General features: G+C 39.9%; 14 protein-coding genes and 1 pseudogene. 3 read left to right on the top strand and 12 right to left on the bottom strand.

Annotation, left to right across the window (positions count from 1 at the left end):
- Window positions 1-19 precede the first annotated feature (19 nt).
- The 9 genes from RMB13_RS06250 to RMB13_RS06210 form a co-directional block, all read right to left on the bottom strand.
- On the bottom strand, window positions 20-508 hold the full coding sequence (locus RMB13_RS06250; RefSeq protein WP_311084713.1) for a molybdenum cofactor biosynthesis protein MoaE: 489 nt from the start codon (window positions 506-508) through the stop codon (window positions 20-22).
- Between the two features lie 3 nt (window positions 509-511).
- Window positions 512-766, bottom strand: coding sequence for a hypothetical protein (locus RMB13_RS06245; RefSeq protein WP_005039954.1), 255 nt, complete (start codon window positions 764-766; stop codon window positions 512-514).
- Window positions 767-1,807, bottom strand: coding sequence for a GTP 3',8-cyclase MoaA (gene moaA / locus RMB13_RS06240; RefSeq protein WP_311084712.1), 1,041 nt, complete (start codon window positions 1,805-1,807; stop codon window positions 767-769). It abuts the gene before it with no gap.
- A 229-nt stretch (window positions 1,808-2,036) separates the two neighbouring features.
- Window positions 2,037-4,310 (bottom strand): molybdopterin-dependent oxidoreductase, encoded by a 2,274-nt coding sequence (locus RMB13_RS06235; protein ID WP_311084711.1) that lies wholly within the window; start codon window positions 4,308-4,310, stop codon window positions 2,037-2,039.
- 151 nt (window positions 4,311-4,461) lie between these two features.
- The gene (locus RMB13_RS06230) at window positions 4,462-5,091 is read right to left on the bottom strand and encodes an NTP transferase domain-containing protein (protein ID WP_311084710.1); all 630 of its coding nucleotides are present in this window, start codon (window positions 5,089-5,091) and stop codon (window positions 4,462-4,464) included.
- Window positions 5,088-7,868 (bottom strand): molybdopterin-dependent oxidoreductase, encoded by a 2,781-nt coding sequence (locus RMB13_RS06225; RefSeq protein WP_311084709.1) that lies wholly within the window; start codon window positions 7,866-7,868, stop codon window positions 5,088-5,090. Before RMB13_RS06225 ends, RMB13_RS06230 begins: the two co-directional genes overlap by 4 nt.
- Window positions 7,869-7,886: 18 nt before the next feature.
- Window positions 7,887-9,509: a nitrite reductase small subunit NirD gene (gene nirD / locus RMB13_RS06220; protein WP_199989698.1), complete on the bottom strand. Its 1,623-nt coding sequence runs from the start codon at window positions 9,507-9,509 to the stop codon at window positions 7,887-7,889.
- A gap of 14 nt (window positions 9,510-9,523) precedes the next feature.
- On the bottom strand, window positions 9,524-12,070 hold the full coding sequence (nirB, locus tag RMB13_RS06215; protein WP_311084707.1) for a nitrite reductase large subunit NirB: 2,547 nt from the start codon (window positions 12,068-12,070) through the stop codon (window positions 9,524-9,526).
- Window positions 12,071-12,081: 11 nt separating this feature from the next.
- Window positions 12,082-12,423, bottom strand: coding sequence for a hypothetical protein (locus tag RMB13_RS06210; RefSeq protein ID WP_003652244.1), 342 nt, complete (start codon window positions 12,421-12,423; stop codon window positions 12,082-12,084).
- Window positions 12,424-12,809: 386 nt separating this feature from the next.
- Between RMB13_RS06210 and RMB13_RS06205 the strand changes: the two genes are divergently transcribed.
- Window positions 12,810-13,400, top strand: a complete 591-nt coding sequence (locus tag RMB13_RS06205; protein ID WP_003652246.1) for an ANTAR domain-containing response regulator — start codon at window positions 12,810-12,812, stop codon at window positions 13,398-13,400.
- The gene (locus tag RMB13_RS06200) at window positions 13,401-14,423 is read left to right on the top strand and encodes an ABC transporter substrate-binding protein (RefSeq protein WP_311084706.1); all 1,023 of its coding nucleotides are present in this window, start codon (window positions 13,401-13,403) and stop codon (window positions 14,421-14,423) included.
- On the opposite strand, the gene RMB13_RS06195 is transcribed toward RMB13_RS06200, so the two are convergent.
- Window positions 14,420-14,539 carry a hypothetical protein gene (locus RMB13_RS06195; RefSeq protein ID WP_080632082.1) on the bottom strand — a complete coding sequence of 40 codons (120 nt, stop codon included), beginning with the start codon at window positions 14,537-14,539 and terminating at the stop codon, window positions 14,420-14,422. The two genes, RMB13_RS06200 and RMB13_RS06195, sit on opposite strands and share 4 nt — an antisense overlap.
- A 338-nt stretch (window positions 14,540-14,877) precedes the next feature.
- Window positions 14,878-15,078 (bottom strand): annotated as a pseudogene (locus tag RMB13_RS06190) (hypothetical protein); the annotation flags it as partial.
- Window positions 15,079-15,208: 130 nt separating this feature from the next.
- Between RMB13_RS06190 and RMB13_RS06185 the strand changes: the two are divergent.
- Window positions 15,209-17,398, top strand: a complete 2,190-nt coding sequence (locus RMB13_RS06185; RefSeq protein ID WP_311084705.1) for a TonB-dependent receptor — start codon at window positions 15,209-15,211, stop codon at window positions 17,396-17,398.
- A 370-nt stretch (window positions 17,399-17,768) separates the two neighbouring features.
- Here RMB13_RS06185 and RMB13_RS06180 read toward each other — a convergent pair whose 3' ends face one another.
- Entirely contained in the window at window positions 17,769-18,392 is a 624-nt protein-coding gene (locus RMB13_RS06180) for a GNAT family N-acetyltransferase (protein ID WP_311084704.1), read from the bottom strand.
- Window positions 18,393-18,411 lie beyond the last annotated feature (19 nt).

Here is an 18,411-nt window from a genome sequence, read left to right as displayed (position 1 = left end):
TATCCTAGACGTACATATTTCAGTGTGAGTGTGCATGGCCGGCATGATGGTGGTGATGCTTGTGTTCTTTTGGTGCATCTTTGCGAATACAACAGCCTTCTACATAATGACTCGTACCGTCTGTAAAGAACTCTTCTTTAAAAACTGGCACTTCATGCTTCACTCGCTCAACCGCTTCCTCGCATGCTTGAAAAGCTTCACGGCGATGGGCTGCATAAGCAATCGCAATAATGGCTGTCTCACCTACATCCAGATGACCAATCCGATGAACGACCCGCACATAAGATACCTGATACTTTTTCTCAATTTCCAGTTCAATTTCACGTATCATTTTTTCAGAAAGTGGCTTATATGACGTATATTTCAACGCTTTAACAGCTTTACCCTCATGGTGATTACGAACCGTACCTATAAAAATATCGATTCCACCACATTCAGGAAATGATTGGATAGAATCAAAAGTATCTAAACTTAAAGCCTGCTCTTGTATACGTGCAAAATCTCGCATGATTCACCCTCCTGCAACTGGTGACAATAAAACCAAAGTACATGGCTCACTTAAAGTAGATTGTCTCGTTATGACATTATCGCCAATCGCACATGCACATTTTTCCATGGCTTGTGTACATTCTGGATGTAATGAAACAATTTCATCTAATACATTTTTAACCAAAATATGATTGGGACAAACCAACGAAAGGTTTTGAGGAAGCAATTTTTCAATTGCACCAAACGCTTCGATTTTAATTTGGATAGATTGCTGCATTTATCCCCCAAGCATATGCATACTGATTTTACGGGTTTGTTGATGTTGTAAAGCATGAAAGCCTTTTGCTTTGTGCCAAATATACGGCATAACCATATCTGTTAACTGTTGAATATACATTGCATGATCAGCAGTAGTACGTGCACGTAATAATGATTGAAGCTGCGGTTTAATATTGAGACCTTGCGGTGCAAATAAACAGTTGTAGAGTTCGCCTTGTGCAGTTAACCGTATACGGTCGCATTGATGGCAAAATGAATGAGTGATTGTGGAAATAATTCCAAGAGAGTAGCTATTATTGATTAGATATTGGCGTGCTGGCTCATGCTGTTGTTCGACAACCTCTACTGAATAATGTGGTTGCAAAGCCTGTAAAATTTCAGCCTCACTCACTACATCTTTACTTGACCAAAGCGCATCGCCATCAAGTGGCATAAACTCAATAAAGCGTAAAGGAATATGATTGGCGATTGACCATTGAACCATCGGTAAGATCTGATCATCGTTTTTATTTTTCATCAGTACGCAGTTAATTTTGAATGGTAATCCGACATCTTTAGCAGCCTGAATACCCTCGAGAACAGGTTCTAATTTTTTCTTGGTTAGCTCTTTAAACTGAATAGCATCAAGACTGTCTAAACTAATATTTAGGTCATCTAATCCTGCATCTTTTAACTGCCTAGCGTATTTTGCAAGGTAATGCCCATTTGTAGTCATTGAAATACGTTTTAGGCCTAACGCTTTCAAAGCTTGTAACTCACGAACAAAATGCACAATGCCTTGACGCATTAATGGTTCGCCGCCTGTAATGCGGATACTTTCAACACCATGTTGCACCATAAAATGACAAAATTGAAACAGTGCCTCAAAACCAAGCAGATCTTGCTTATTCAACCATTCAGGATGTTCAGGCATGCAATATACACACTTAAAATTACAGCGATCAGTTATGGAAATACGTAGCTTTCGCTTTATACGGCCATATTGGTCTTGAAGAACCAAAGGTGTATTTTCAGAGTGATATTGTTTCATCATTTGCACTCATATCGAGAACAGTTCAAATATTGCTGGCACTTTTTCTGAGCAATTAAAATAGAAATTTGCTCTTCAATAGTGCTGTGCTGTTTAAGCAAAATTTGTTCCAATTCTATTTATCATCCATAGTTTTTTATGGGTATCAGCAAGATTAACGTCGTCCAATTTTCGTCTTAAATTTTAAAGCTGTACAAATTTAGTGCGACGTCAATCTCTTGTATGCCCTACATTATTTCTAGCATTTTTCTAGACGGATGGGTACATATTTATGGTACGGCGTTTTAGATAAAGGATCACAATGTTCACCAGACACCAGAAGATTTAATTGTGGCCCTATTGGCTCGCCACCTTGAAAGCGCATGCCATAACCATGTGGAAGTGACACAACACCTTTTCGCATACCCTCATCAAAATCTACGGTTACCTGAATTTCTCCGTGTTGTGAGATACATTTGAGTTGATCTCCTACTGCTACATTCAAGTTTGTTGCGTCTTCAGGGTGAATTCGTAAAGCCCCTTCTGCATCTACTTTTCGCCATGCAGGGTCACGGTAAATCTGATTAGCGTTATAACTACGGCGTTCCCCCGACAAAAGTATGAAAGGAAACTCTTCAATACTAAATTGATGATTTTTTAAATTTGCCAACTCATTCAACATTTCGGGAATAACCAGACGTATTTTTTTGTCTTTGTATGCCACAAGCTTCCACATTTCATCATATTCATGTTGTGATAACACCACACCTGAACGCTGATTTAAAATTTGCTCAAATAAACGAACACCTAACGTTAAAGGATTACCTTTGTAACCTGCACGGCGCACCGCTTTGGTATGTAAAACAGCATATTGAATAGACAGAGGTAATAAAAAAGCAACTGAAGCAGCTGAGTTTTCTAAATGTTTACCTAAAGTGCGATAGAGAATTGAAGCTGCAAAAGGAATGTATTTTTTATGTCGAGCAAAAGTTAAACCCAAAGCCGACAGATAAGGTAAATAGGCTGTTTTTTTCGAGTCGACCGCAGCTATTTTTTCTAACACTGCAAAGCTTTTAGGAATGACCTTCATGGCTTCAAGTAATCGTGTATAAATTTCTGCTTCGGGTAACGTATTGCCTTGGGCGGTAAATACCGGATGTCTCAGGTGAAAACCGTTTTTAGGAAACTCAAGATTAAAACCTGTAAATTCCCATTTTTCAAACTGAGTATGTGCCGGTAAAATATAATCTGCTAACCGAGCGGTTTCTGTCATAGCAACATCGACCACAACCAGTAAATCTAGAGCTTTAAATGCTTTTTCGTATGCAGGTGTATCGGGATAGGTTAATAAAGGATTACAACTATCCACAAAAACTGCGCGAATTCGTTTTTCGCCTGCTTTTAATATTTCGTCAGGTAAAATATTGGGTGGGAAAAGACCTGAGATGGGAAACATTTTATGGTAAACACTACGTCGATATTTCGATTTTCTTTCATCGGTATCGCTTAAAATTGGAATAAACCAAGTGTGTAAATTATTGGTGCCTTGTTTTCCAAAGTTTCCGGTCAATAAATACAGTAGTTTTTCTAAATATCCGTTTAATGTCGTATTTAAAGTATGCTGAATACCTAAATCGATGCGCACACAGCCTCTTTTAGCCTTTGCAAAATCTCTCACCACTTGATAAATCAAATCGACTGGTACATCAGCTTTTGCAATATATTCTTCAATCGGGACACGGCTAAAAGTTGTTTTTACCTCTTCAAACCCTTGTGTATGCTGTTCAATGAACTTCGCATCATAAAGTTGTTCTTTAATAATAATGGCAATCATGGCCGACATTAAAAAAGCATCTGTTCCAGGTTTTAACTGCACATGAATATCTGCTTGCTTTGCCGTTTCGGTAACACGTGGGTCAAATACCACCATGGTACGGTTGGGGTCTTTTTTAATATGCTTTAGCGTGTCTCGTGCATTTGGAATTCCATGTGCCTGAAACGGATTTGTACCAATGAAAAGAACATAATCAGCGTATTCAACATCTTCTGTCGTATGGCAGGCCTGATTTCCAAATAAACGTCCATTCAGCCAAAAATCACCCGTTTTTTCTTGGGCAAGAGAGTTGTAAGCATAATAACTTTTCATAGCCAACAAAAGTTGACGCCCATAAGCTGCACCGAGATGATTACCCTGACCACCGCCCCCAACAGAAGCAAAAGCGGTCCCGCCAAAATTATCTCTAATCTGAACTAAACGTTCGGCAATTTCGTGTATAGCATTGTCCCAACTAATTTCTTGAAATGAACCATCTGGTTGACGTTTTAATGGCGTAGTCAAACGGTCTGCATGCTGCTGATAATGCTGTAATCTTGCAGCTTTTTGACAAATGTAGCCTTGTGAAAATGGATGTTCAGGATTACCTTTAATTTTGACAAATTGATTATCTTTAATTTCGACACTTAACCCGCAATTTCTTGAACACAAAATACATGCGGTAACATCCGTTTTGTTTTCCTTTAGCGCTTCTACCATTTCGATTGACTCCCTTTATTTTTATGCATATGGATGGAACTAAAACAACAAGTTCCAAAATAGAACTTATATAATAAATAGTCAACGGCACAAATATTAAAAACGTTTTTCGCACGACCAATGTAAGGTTAAAAGCTATTCAAATACATCGTTAATTTGCTGTAAAAATTTCTTTAAATGCTGTGATTTGTTTGTATTGCTGAAGCTCATCTAGAGAATTGATGCTATGAAAAAATAAATTTTGTTTTTGAAATATGGCGACTTGTGCATGTAAAAGCTTAAAGCACTCTTTCAAACTTAAGCGTTGTTTTTCAATTTGCTCTGTTATCGTGATTAGACTTTCACGCTTTAACAAACAAAATGGGTACAAGGCATCTCCATTAATTGACACATAAGCGGCTTGAGCTTGTTTATTTTTCCTAAGTGCACTGTGTAATTTGGCAACGACTTGTGTTGGTACATAGGTCACATCACAGGGAATAAACAAAACATAATCTGCTTCTACATGTGACCACGCACTTTTCATACCCATCAGTGGGCCGAAAAATCCAGAAGCATCGTCTTGAAAACATTTAATATCTGGCACAATACTCTGATAGATGGAGTAGTCGCGATGACTATTCACCCAAATTTCAGACACTGATAGTTTTAATTTTTGATGAATTTTAAGAAGTTGGGGTTCACCATCAAATTGCTGCAACAACTTATTTAAACCGTTCATACGGCGGGCTTGTCCACCCGCCAGAATGACCAGATCAGTTACGGGATATCCCTTATTCACACTTCCACCTCCTGTTGGCAAGCTTTAATCAGGCCACGGATTTCAGGTAAACATGAACCACAGTTCCCACCCGCTTTTAAACAAGCAGTGACCTGTTTTTCATGAGTAATATTTTGCGTTTTAATGGCTTCAATAATTTTATTCTTACCCACTTTAAAACAACTACACACTAAAGGCCCATCATTATTTGTAGCAGACATTGGCATGCCCGCTAGCAAAGCTTTGCGGTGCAAGGCACTTAAACGCTCACGTTTAAACAGACTCGCTACCCAATCACGGTCTGGCAATAAATCTGGCGGTGCAATATATAAGCTTGCAATTACAATGCCATCTTTCAAAATAACGCTATGACTCAGTTGTGAAGAGATATCTTCAATACTTAACCATTCAAAAGTTTCATCGGCAAATGGCAAGAAATTTTTCAGGTTCTTTTGAGTATCATGAAAAGTTTGGCGGTCTGCAAGTTCATAACGGTTGGTTTTAACCATTTTGACCTTAGTCCACCATGCACAGTGATGTAGCGATTGTTGGATATGCGAATCATATCCTTCACGAACATAGAGCACCCCTTGCCAAGTGGTATAGAACGGCTGAATGGTGACAGGTGTATGTTTAAACTCAGGTTCACCAGAAATTGCATCAACTTCTGGGTTAACGACTTTACCAATGCGGGCATCGGAGGCAACTTGTTCAGTCCAGTGAATCGGTGCAAAAATTTGCCCACGACGTACACCTGATGAGAATGTCACACGTAATACACAACTTCCCCACTTTGAACGAACTTCAACCAAACCTTGATCACGCACACCAAACTTTAGCGCATCGCTCGGATGAATCTCACAGAACGGTTCTGCGCGGTGACTGGTTAAGTTTGCTGACAAGCCAGTACGGGTCATAGTATGCCACTGATCACGAATACGACCAGTGTTCAAAATGAGTGGATAGTCTTCTGAAACTGCATGAACCGGATCAATTGCGGCCGTTGGAATCAGTTTTGCCTTCGCATTTTTATAGCTAAATTGGCCCTTGCCAAACAGTTGCTGAACGGCTTTAGCATCTTGGGTTTTATCCCACACTGGCCATTGTAGAGGTTGCAGAACATCGTACTCAGCAGCATTTAAGTTCATCAAACCTTTAAGGTTGAAATAACGAAAAATACTACTTTCTTCACGCGCATCTATATCTACATTATCTTGTGCGGATAGTGCCGCATGCTCATTAAAGATGTCACTAGGGCCCGCAAAGTCAAAACCATTAAAGCCTAATTTTTTCGCAACTTGGCTCACTGACCACCAGTCTGCTTTTGCTTCACCTGGAGCAGGCAGGAAAGCACGCTGACGAGAGATACGGCGTTCAGAGTTAGTTACAGTACCGTCTTTTTCTCCCCAACCCAAAGCAGGAAGTAAAATATCAGCATATGCTGTCGTATCGGTATCTGCACAAATATCTGACACCACGACCAGCTCGCATTTTTCTAATGCACGTTTGACTTGGTCTGCATCAGGCAAACTCACAACAGGATTAGTTGCCATAATCCAGATGGCTTTAATTTTTCCTGATTCAACAGCACGGAACAAATCAACTGCTTTTAAGCCCGCTTGATTAGCAATGAATGGGCTATCCCAAAAGGTTTGCACGACTTTTTGATGCAGTGGGTTATCTAAATCCATGTGAGCTGCTAGCATATTTGCCAAGCCACCCACTTCTCGGCCACCCATCGCATTGGGTTGCCCTGTCATTGAGAACGGTGCTGCACCCAGTTTGCCAATTTTTCCAGTGAGTAAATGACAGTTAATAATACTATTGGCTTTATTTACACCCTGAGTAGATTGATTCACACCCATTGAAAATAGGGTTACCACTTTTTCTGTCTGAGCAAATTTCTCAAAGAACTGCTGTAACTTCTCTAGCGCAATTCCTGTCCGCTTTGCCACATACTCCATATCAGTTTCTGGCTGACTGCTCGCCAAAACTTCTTGTAGGCCTTCGGTATAGGTATCGATAAAAGCCTGATCGGCATGACCATTTTGATATAAGTATTGAAATAAGCCATTAAACAAGGCGACATCTTGGCCAGGTAAAATCGGCAAATGTAAATCGGCTTGTTCACATGTACTAGTAAAGCGTGGGTCAATCACCACCACAAACATATCTGGGTTTTGGCTCTTTGCCTGCATAATCCGTTGATAAAGTACCGGATGACACCATGCAGTATTGGAACCTACCAATACCACCATGTCTGCGTGTTCAAAATCTTCATAGCTTGCTGGTACAAGATCTTCACCAAAGCTACGTTTATGTCCAGCCACCGCTGATGACATACATAATCTTGAGTTAGTGTCGATGTTGGCTGTACCTAAATAGCCTTTTACAAATTTGTTAACGACATAATAGTCTTCAGTAAGCAATTGTCCTGAAACATAAAAGGCGATGCTGTCACGGCCATATTTGTCGATACATGACTGAAATTTATCGGCAATCTTATCGATTGCATCGTCCCATGTAGTTACAGTCCGATGAGACTTACGTCCCATCATTGGCTGTAAAACACGTGTTTCTAACCCCAAAGTATCCGCAAGACGACTACCTTTAATGCATAAGCGTCCAAAGTTGGAAGGATGCTCTGCATCCCCCTCAACTTGAACCACAGGCCCTTGAGGTTTTTGTTGAACGTGTACACTGACACCGCAACCAACACCACAATATGGACATGTTGTTTTAGTTGTTTTTGCCACATGATCGGAGCTATCGATTTCAACGCTTGGAATACTGTTCATAACTGCTCCTTTCCCTATTTAGCCTGCATTTTTTAATGCAAAATCTCGACCAAATAACAGTTTATTTCTGAATGAAGAAACAGGGGTTTGATCTGCGATTAACTCTGCATACCACATACCATCTTCAGTATCCCCAAACAATACTGCACCGATTACCCGATCGCTTTGAATGATAATGCGTTTGTAAATCTGGCGTTTTTCATCGTTCAGGATAATGTCTTCATAATCATCTTTCGGTTCAAAATTGCCGGCAGAAAATACATCGACACCACTGACCTTTAACTGGGTCGGTACAGTCGGTGCCTTAAAGGTCAAACTACCATGCTCAGCCAAGTGCGTTGCACAGATAAAGGCTTGGCCCCATAATGGCTCAACCAGACCAAATGTTTGCCCACGGTGTTCAATACACTCACCCACAGCATAAATACTTGGGTCAAAGGTTTGCATAGTGTCATTCACCAATACGCCGCGGTTACAGCGTAAACCTGCACTTTGTGCCAAGCTAATATTTGGTCGGATACCGACTGCAAAGACCACAAGGTCTGCATCTAAAACAGTACCGTCTTTTAGTCGAATCTGTTTTACATGACCATTTTCATCACCTACCAATGCTTCTGTATTAGCTTCGGTAATAATATTAATGCCCTTTTGCTCAATGCTATGACGAAGTAACTGGCTAGCTCGGCCGTCGAGTTGACGCTCCATAATACGGTCCATTAAATGCAATACGGTCACATTCATACCGCGTTGCTTTAAACCGTAAGCTGCTTCCAAACCAAGTAAGCCACCACCAATCACCACTGCATTGGTTTTTGAACCGCAGTACTCAATCATGGTGTTAACGTCATAAATATCACGGAAGGTTAAAACACCTTTTAAATCGACACCTTGGACTGGCGGAATAAATGGCGCCGAACCAGTTGCCAAGATCAAACGGTCATAATCAACTGTTTGTTCCTTTTCGGTGTAAACCACTTTACGTGGGCGATCAATTTTTACAGCTTTGTCGCCTGCAATAAATTTGATGCCTTTGTCGCTATACCATTTCGGTGGGTGCAGCATAATGTCTTCAATGGTTTTTTCACCAGATAAAACTGGAGATAACATAATACGGTTGTAGTTACCCCAAGGTTCTTCACCAATCACCGTTACTTCATAACGATCTGGTGCCATGTCGAGTAAATCTTCTAGGCAACGCATACCTGCCAAGCCATTACCAATCAGTACTAGTTTAAGTTTGTCTTGAGACACACCTGTATTGGTAATATAAGTTTTTTGTGGCACGGGGTTGATCAAAACACGACCATCAACAATTTTGCTTGGATAAACTGAAAGTTTCTGGTCTTTATCTTCTAAACAGCGACCAGTAGCCAAACTAAAGTGTTGTTTATAAATTGGTGATGCGATTACGCGCTCACCTTGTAAATCGCCAATAATCCCACGGCTCATGACGTTGGCTTGGCTAAATGGATCCTTATTGCTCAGCACATAAACGCGTTTTTCATGTCCAACTCGGAAGATTGCAACTGCTTGATCACCCACTAGCGCACCAGCGCCAGTGTTTGGGGTTAAATCATCTAGTGCACACACATCAATCCATTGGCCATCAGGAAGCATATTTTTGTCTTGTACAATATTCATAGAAATTCTCCTGCTTATGCTTCAACCATTGGAATACGGTCTTCTGAACGTTCAACGTCTGTTAATGGTCGGATTTGGCCACGTTCAGTCGTAAATTGAATGTGTGGATCGGCCTGTTCATTGGCACTTGCATTGATATAAGTTTGGAAGCGTTTACGAACTTCAGGATTTTCTACCGCAGTACGCCATTCATCTTGATATGTGCCAATCACATGTTCCATACGGCGTTCAAGCTCAGCAGCCAACCCAAGAGAATCATCAACCACCACAGATTTAAGGTAGTCCAAACCACCTTCCATGTTGTCGCGCCATACGCTAGTACGTTGTAAACGGTCTGCGGTTTGGATGTAGAACATATAGAAACGATCGATATAACGAATCAATGTTTCTTTATCGAGGTCAGATGCAAGCAATTCTGCATGACGCGGTTTCATACCACCATTACCACACACGTAAAGGTTCCAGCCTTTTTCAGTCGCGATAATACCCACGTCTTTACCTTGCGCTTCCGCACACTCACGTGTACAGCCAGACACCGCCATTTTTAATTTATGTGGTGAACGTAAACCTTTGTAGCGATTTTCAAGCTCGATCGCTAAACCAACTGAGTTGTCTACACCATAACGACACCAAGTACTACCGACACAAGATTTCACAGTACGTAAAGACTTACCGTATGCATGACCCGATTCAAAACCAGCGGCATTCAATTCTTCCCAAATAAATGGAAGCTCATGAACTTGCGCACCGAACATGTCAACGCGTTGACCACCAGTTATTTTGGTATAGAGGTTATATTTCTTGGCAATTTGACCAATCGCAATCAAACCATCCGGAGTCACTTCACCGCCAGCCATACGCGGTACGACCGAGTAAGAACCATCTTTTTGGATGTTACCCAAGTAGTAGTCGTTACTGTCTTGTAGACCTGCATGACTTGGTTCAAGTACGAAGTCATTCCAGCAAGATGCTAAGATATTAGCAGCAGCAGGTTTACAGATATCACACCCTAAACCATGACCATGTTGATCAATTAAGTCGTCAAAAGTTTTGATTTCATTGACACGAACCAAGTGATACAACTCTTGACGAGAGTACGGGAAGTGTTCGCAAATGTGGTTGTTAACGGTTACACCTTGACGTTGTAACTCAGATTTCAATACTTGAGTCACTAATGGTGCACAACCACCACATGCTGTTGCTGCTTTGGTGCATTTCTTCAATGCACCTAAAGAAGTCGAGCCATCACTAATTGCCTGGCAGATGTCTGCTTTTGATACGTTGTTACATGAACAAATAGTCGCACTGTCAGGCAGCAAATCCACACCGCTACCACCAGATTTTCCTGCTGATTGCTCAAAGCCCGGCATGATTAAACTTTCAGGCACTTCAGGTAAATCCAGACCGTTTAACATCATTTGTAAAAGGTCGTTATATTCTTTGGCATCGCCCACCAAAACTGCGCCAAGCAATTTGGTTTTGTCTGCATTTACAACAATCTTTTTATAAACCAGTGCATGCTCATCTGTATAGAAGTAGCTTAATGCACCCGGAGTCATGGCATGCGCGTCACCTACAGATGCAACATCAACACCCATCAATTTCAATTTGGTGCTCATGTCCGCACCAGTAAAAGAATTACACTCTTCATCTAGCACATGTTTTGCTGCAATACGCGCCATGTCATAGCCCGGTGCAACTAAACCATAGATTTTGTTTTGCCAAAGCGCACATTCACCAATTGCGTAAATGTTGCTATCGGAAGTTTGGCAGTAATCATTAATTACAATACCGCCACGTTCACCAATCGCCAGACCACTGTTACGTGCTAACTCATCACGTGGGCGAATGCCTGCCGAGAATAAAATGATATCTGCTTCAAGTTCACTACCATCAGCAAACTTCATGACATGTGTTGTGCTATCACCGCATTCAATGCATTGAGTCGCCTTTTGCGTGTGAACTTTTACACCTAAATCTTCAATTTTACGGCGTAGAACTTTACCACCCAAATCATCAATTTGAACTGCCATCAAACGTGGAGCAAACTCAACAACATGTGTCTCTAAATCTAGGTCACGTAATGCTTTGGCTGCCTCAAGACCGAGCAAACCACCACCAATAACCACACCAGTTTTAGCGTTCAAGCTCGCTGCACGAATCGCATCTAAGTCTTCAATGGTACGGTAAACAAAGCAGTTTTCACGATCATTACCCGAAATTGGAGGAACGAATGCATACGAGCCTGTTGCCAACACCAATTTGTCATAGCTAATCACATCGCCATGATTGGTTGTTACTGTTTGTGCAGCAGTATCAATTGCAGTTGCTTTAGTATTTAAACGCAGGTCTATGCCATGAGCATCAGCAAAGTCAAAACGAGCTAAAGATAAATCTTTTGCCGATTTCCCCGAAAAATATTCAGTCAAATGTACGCGGTCATACGCGATACGAGGTTCTTCCGCGAGGATAGTGATTTCCAGTTCATCATCTGCTTTTTCTAAAATGGCTTCGATGAATTTGTGGCCCACCATACCATGACCAATCATTACTAATTTCATAGTGTTTCTCCTCAAATCACGTTGCTTTTAAGCTGCGTTATTGCGTTCTCAAATAGACGTTGTTCTTTTGCTTTGTGCTCTACCGAGAAGCGAATCAACATCACGAAGCATGTAGCTGCTTGAAACCAATTTTTTTCACTCGTTGACGACGCCCAATGCACAGCAAAGTCATAAAAAGAAATAAAAAAAGCGAGCCCCCTCATAGAGAAGGCTCGCATCGCTGGAACTGAAAATTTAAATAATTCAGATGTAACTTTTTTATGCAATAAAAATAAAGACATGACCTTCACTCCGACTGAACGTAACTTCTTTGTGTGTACGGTTGCACTCACAAACTCGATCAGAACGGACATCGTTGGCCGTCTTTAAAACTCATGGTCGTCTTCGACCTGTAATTAAGTAAGCACTTTGCATGCCAATATTTTAAAAACTTAATAAGATAATATTTTTTATATTTAATTTCATATAGATAATGATTTTTAATATGCACATAAAGAATTGAGTCTTATTTTCCCTGCTCTATCACTGCACACTTATATGGTTTAAATAAAAATACGCCTTGCTACAAAATGAATCGTGTTTTTGCACCAAGATTGATCAGCTCCATACTTTGCCATGCTAAAGTGCCATTAAAGCTTGATTTTTTCTTTAGTTTTCGATGGCACTAATCTTGCTTAAAAAACTGATAACAAAAAACGCGTCGAATTGGCGCATTTTCTTAGCCTGATTTTCTGAACTTATGCCAAAACTCAAAATAGCCCTTATTGATGATGATCATGCGCGAGCCGACTATATAAGAAAAAGTCTGCTTGAAAATGATTTTGAAGTGGTCGCTTGCCTTACTTTGGACCACTTGAATATCTTTCGCCTGGAACATTTACAAGCTGATGTGATCTTGCTTGATATGGACCATCCTCACCGTGACATTATTGAAAGCTGTGTCAGTAGCTATGACCTTCCTACCGTTCTGTTCACGAAAAATTCAGATAAAGACACAATCAAACAAGCCATAGATGCGGGGGTGACTGCTTATATTGTTGATGGCATAGACCCTGCCCGCTTACATACCATTTTAGAAATCTCCATTGAGCAATATAAAAAACACAAAAAGCTCGAAGGAGATTTAAAAGATGCTCAAACTAAACTCGCTGATCGTAAAGATGTTGAAAAAGCCAAAGTTTTACTTATGCAACTCCATGGCCTTCCTGAAGATACAGCATTCCAGCTGCTCAGAAAAAATGCCATGAGCCACCGTATCACGATTGGAGAAATGGCGCGGCGTTTACTTGACGCCCAAAAACTACTTGGCAATCAACTAAAGGATGAATAAATGAGCACATTAGAAAAGACTCAGTTACAACTCGGCTATATTCCTTTGCTTGATTGTCTTGCATTGCTTTGGGCAAAACAAAGAGGTTTCTTTGACGAAGTAGGGCTCGATGTTACTTTAGTTAAAGAAGCTTCATGGGCAAGTCTTCGCGACCGCCTTGCTTTTGGTTTATTAGATGCAGCTCACTGCTTATCTGCAATGTTACCTGCGGCCGCAGTAGGATCAGATCAGATTGGTACGCCACTGCAAACCTCACTAGTTTTGAGTGAAAATCGTGCATTTATCAGCTTAAGCCAAAAATTAACGCATCAACTTAAACTTCAAGAAAATGATACAGCTCAAGTAACGGCGCAAAAAGTGGTGCATTACATTGAACAAGGTCATTCCCTTTCTTTAGCACATGTGTTTAAGCACTCCATTCATCATTATTGTTTAAGAGAATGGTTAGCTTTAGCAAACACTGAACTCGCTCAATCGATTCAGCTCAAAACCTTACCACCACCTTATATGGTCGAAGCACTAGATAAGCATGTGATTGATGGTTTCTGTGTCGGAGAACCTTGGAATACTCAGGGCGAGCTTCTTGGTTTAAGTAAAATGATTTGCTCAAGCCAGAACATTATTCCACCTGTGGCTGACAAGGTTTTAGCCGTAACGCAGGAATGGGCTGAACAGCATCCAGAAACGCTGGTTGCACTCACCGCTGCAATTATGAAAGCTCAGCAAGAACTTAGCGAACTAGAAGACTTTGCTCCAATTTTAAAATTATTGGTCGAATTTGGAATTGTTCGTTTTCATTGCTCAGAAGAAGTGCATGTCGACAAATACTATATGATTCAGAATATTGTCCGTCATTTGGTAAAAGAAAGCGCTCTTCCGAAAGTAGAAGACTTTTATTGGCTCTTTCAGCAAATGCAGAAGTGGGATGACCTTCAACTAGACCAAACGCAAATCAACGCACTGGGTCATAAATGCATCAATCTTGCGGCTTATGAACAAGCTAAGCAGCTTAATTTCGTCTAACAGGCCCTATCAATCAACAAAAAAAAGCTGTCTTTTATATAAAAGACAGCTTGAAAGACCCATAAGACAAAATGCGAAACACGCATTACTATACTTTTTGGACTCAATTGATCCATTTAAAATATAGCGCTTATGGACATGATCATATCCATCTAAACGTATCATTTTCAGACATTTTCATATCAATAACTGACACTTGATCAAAATCCCCTCTCTTAATCATTCTTACAATTCAAACTAATAGCCAACATGTGCATCTCGTACTGTTGACGTGGCTGTAAATTATTTGGCTTGTGAATCGTAGTAGTTGCTGAGATTTGGGGAAACTAAACAGCTTTGAACCACGATCATGGCGATAGTTACATCCAGTTAAAAATTTGAATTATATAAATAATAAAAAAGCTGGTGATAAGTGAAAATTAAACACTCAGCACCAGCTTTTAGCTAAAATCAATTAATAATTAAAAGTATAACTCAAACCAAAGGTATGCCCTTGTGCCCGCATACTAGACACAGGTGAGAAGGTAATTTCTGACTGCTGGCTATAAACCGTGCGATAGTCTTTATTCCACACGTTATAAATTCCAAAATCCACTCGCCCCTTATAAGCTGGAAAATTCACTAGGGCGTCCATAATCGCATAACCCTGTATTTTTAGGGGGGCTTACCATGTTAAATAACCAATAAAGATTTTATATCCATAATAGTAATGACTACGATTTACATCTGTAATGATAATGAATACTATTTGCATCAATATTAATACTTACTAATTGGGAATAACAATGCGCTTGTCACACTTCAGTCTTTGCTTCCTTACAACAGCAATTTGTACCCATCTTTATGCCGATGGTTCAATTAAAACAACTACTGAATCACAAAATGCTGAAGCTAAACTTCCGACAATTGTGATAACAGCGACACGTACACCCAAAAGCATTTCTGAAATTGCGGGAACAGTTCAAACCATTTCTGCTGATGAAATTGCGCAACAGGCTGGTCCAGGTCGTAAAGTTGCAGATGTTTTGGCACAACTAATTCCATCTTTAGCACCAAGCAGTGGAACGAGTAGTAATTATGGTCAAACTATGCGTGGACGTAATGTACTGGTGATGATTGATGGCGTATCACAAACGGGCTCACGTGATGTAGCACGTCAGTTGAATAGTATTAGCCCAAATATGATTGATCATATTGAGGTAGTTTCAGGTGCGACCAGTATCTATGGTTCAGGTGCGACTGGCGGAATTATTAATATTATTACCAAACGTGCTGACAAGTCTAAGCCTGTTAGCTTTCAAACAAAATTAGGTGTGACATCGGCCGATAATTTCCGCGGTGATAGTCTGGCTTATCAAGTTGGCCAAACGGCTTCATTTTCAAATGATAAAGTCGACGGTTTTCTTGGCATAGACTATACCAATCGAGGTTCTCAATTTGATGGTAATGGGGATCGTATTTCATTAAGCCCTTGGCAGGGTAGCACTATGGATACCGACACCATTGATGTGAATGGTCGTGTTAACTTTAATTTAACAGATAATCAGACTCTTAGTTTTGGGGCTCAGTATTATAAAGATGAGCAAGATACAGAATATGGACCTGATTATTCTTATTTACTCACAAAAACAGATCCATCTTACAAAGCTGTCAAAGGTTGGAGCTTAGATAATCAGCCGTTTACTGAACGTTATGCTTTTAATACACAGTACCAAAATCAGGATTTCTTAGGTCAAGTTCTGAATGTGGAAGCTTACTATCGAAAGGAGAAGTCACGCTTTGTACCTTATGGTTATTCAGCTGACGGTGTTAGTGTAAAGCAAAGTCAATCAAATGTGGATTATGCAGGTATTCGTTCAACTTTACAGTCTGATCTTGTTGTTGCTGACCGTGATTTAAAACTAACTTATGGCTTAGACTATGACTGGGAAAAAGATCATCAGTGGGCGGACTACTACATACCAAGCAATAATGGTTTAGTTTATACCCCAACTGGAGAAAAACAAGGCTCAGGACCAGATACTGAAATTCAGAATATTGGTACCTTTATACAAGGGGACTATGCAGTAACAGATCAGCTTAATATTCAAGCTGGAGTGCGTTACCAATATGTTCAAGCGGACACAGACAGCTATTTAACTGCACGTAAGCCATATACATTAATGGCTGAAGACTCTACAGATTCAGATAAATTCCTGTTTAACCTAGGCGCTGTCTATAAACTCAATGATGCTCAGCAAGTCTATGCTAACTTTTCACAAGGCTACAGTTATCCAGATGTGCAACGTGTATTACGTGATGTTGCAGCATATACCTTAACTACGTCTGGTATTGCTCCGATCACTGTGAATAGCTATGAACTAGGCTGGCGCTTGAACCAAGATAAAGGTTTAAATTTGGGCCTAACAGGTTTTTATAATACTTCTGATAAAGTCGTTCAATTTAACTCGGATCGTTCTGTAAATGTTGTTGATACCGACCAGCGAATTTATGGGGCTGAAGCAACAGTAAGTTACCCATTCATGGAAAATTATAAGGTAGGTGGGACTTTAGGTTATACAAGAGGCCAGTACAAGGATGGAGCCAATAATTGGCATGAGTTAAATGCTTTTGCAGTTTCACCAATGAAAGGTACGTTGTTTGCCGAATGGAATAATACGGCAGGCTATGGTGTACGTGCTCAAATGCTTGCGATCAAAGGAACTGATAAAGCTTATAAAGACGATCTAGAGTTAAAATCAGCTGGACTGAGTGATAGTAATAGCGCAGCAGAGATTAAAGGTTATACAACCATGGATGTATTAGCACATTTCCCTGTGGCGAAAGGTCGTGTGGACTTTGGTGTCTATAATCTATGGGGAAATCAATATAAAACTGTATTCGCCCAACAAGCAGCAGTAACCAATGCTAACTCATTGTTAGCAATCCCAGCCGAAGGTCGTACTTTTGTGCTAAGTTATACTATAAATTATTAAATTTAGAACTGGGAGAGTCTGTTCTAAATTTTCTATAATTAACGTAATATGCCTTATTATTTAATAAAAAGTCCAACCCTAGTGTCTGGACTTTTTTAATGATTTGTCACGTTTAACGGTTAATTATCAATCAATTTTTCACAATTTCATGTAGCCTCTCTTATTCTATTAGAGAGAAATACAGATATTAAAATTCGACTTTTTTTAACAGTCTGATTTAGGTTTTCCCAAAAAAAACTTGCCCCTCTTTCTTTAATCGATCATGGATTAAGATGGTATGTAAGAGCATATGATTATGAAAAATGATGCTGTATATCAAACTGGTCCTGACTATTTGAGATAAAAAATTAAGTTGTTGATTTATTATATTTTACTGTACTTTCATTTCTGATTCATTTAGTCCATCACGTTGCCGATAACTTCCACAGCGTGAGTAAAATTCATTTCGATAACAATGATATAGAACTGCTGTTTTTTCTAACATCTTTATTTTTTTCTGCGCTTGATAAGCAATATCTTCTGCAATATAGGCATAAGATTTTACATTTTCATCCGGCTCACCCACTATTCTACTGGCAGTTGAATTTTCAAAAATAAAATAACTCATCATGCGCATAACAGCTCTGAAATGCCCTTGCCCAAGCACATGTTTTTCACCAAATAAAATATGCCAGCCCAGATCAGAGTCATCAGCATCATAATAAAGCGCCAGCCGATCACGCTTGGCTTCATATATCTCAAGATAACCAACATCAGTATGTTCAATCGTAATAATAAATAACCGCTGATGATCATCACAAATCATCTTTTCAAAATAAACTGCCAGTTCAAGCTCCGGTTTATTTAGCTGCCACTGGGGAATCACATGAGGTTCATGCATCCATTTATACAATAATGGAAAATCCTGCTGGAGTTGCACAGCCCTTAATCCATAGGCTATTCCTCTTTCCTCGTAATGGAACTCATCCAACAGCTGTGAAGATAATGTCATCATAAATATTTCCTCAATTCAA

The sequence above is a fragment of the Acinetobacter sp. V102_4 genome, from assembly GCF_031799005.1.
In the GTDB taxonomy this organism is placed as follows: Bacteria; Pseudomonadota; Gammaproteobacteria; order Pseudomonadales; family Moraxellaceae; genus Acinetobacter; species Acinetobacter calcoaceticus.
Note: the sequence above shows the minus strand (reverse complement) of the source record. Positions and strands in the feature narration are given on the sequence as shown.

Excerpts from the sequence above, each read along its gene's own strand:
- RMB13_RS06195 (WP_080632082.1), bottom strand. The coding sequence starts at position 14,539 with ATGGATCAATTGAGTCCAAAAAGTATAGTAATGCGTGTTTCGCATTTT.
- RMB13_RS06210 (WP_003652244.1), bottom strand. The coding sequence starts at position 12,423 with ATGTCCGTTCTGATCGAGTTTGTGAGTGCAACCGTACACACAAAGAAG.
- RMB13_RS06235 (WP_311084711.1), bottom strand. The coding sequence starts at position 4,310 with ATGGTAGAAGCGCTAAAGGAAAACAAAACGGATGTTACCGCATGTATT.
- nirB (WP_311084707.1), bottom strand. The coding sequence starts at position 12,070 with ATGAAATTAGTAATGATTGGTCATGGTATGGTGGGCCACAAATTCATC.
- RMB13_RS06200 (WP_311084706.1), top strand. The coding sequence starts at position 13,401 with ATGAGCACATTAGAAAAGACTCAGTTACAACTCGGCTATATTCCTTTG.
- RMB13_RS06185 (WP_311084705.1), top strand. The coding sequence starts at position 15,209 with ATGCGCTTGTCACACTTCAGTCTTTGCTTCCTTACAACAGCAATTTGT.
- nirD (WP_199989698.1), bottom strand. The coding sequence starts at position 9,509 with ATGAATATTGTACAAGACAAAAATATGCTTCCTGATGGCCAATGGATT.
- RMB13_RS06180 (WP_311084704.1), bottom strand. The coding sequence starts at position 18,392 with ATGATGACATTATCTTCACAGCTGTTGGATGAGTTCCATTACGAGGAA.
- RMB13_RS06245 (WP_005039954.1), bottom strand. The coding sequence starts at position 766 with ATGCAGCAATCTATCCAAATTAAAATCGAAGCGTTTGGTGCAATTGAA.
- RMB13_RS06225 (WP_311084709.1), bottom strand. The coding sequence starts at position 7,868 with ATGAACAGTATTCCAAGCGTTGAAATCGATAGCTCCGATCATGTGGCA.
- RMB13_RS06250 (WP_311084713.1), bottom strand. The coding sequence starts at position 508 with ATGCGAGATTTTGCACGTATACAAGAGCAGGCTTTAAGTTTAGATACT.
- RMB13_RS06205 (WP_003652246.1), top strand. The coding sequence starts at position 12,810 with ATGCCAAAACTCAAAATAGCCCTTATTGATGATGATCATGCGCGAGCC.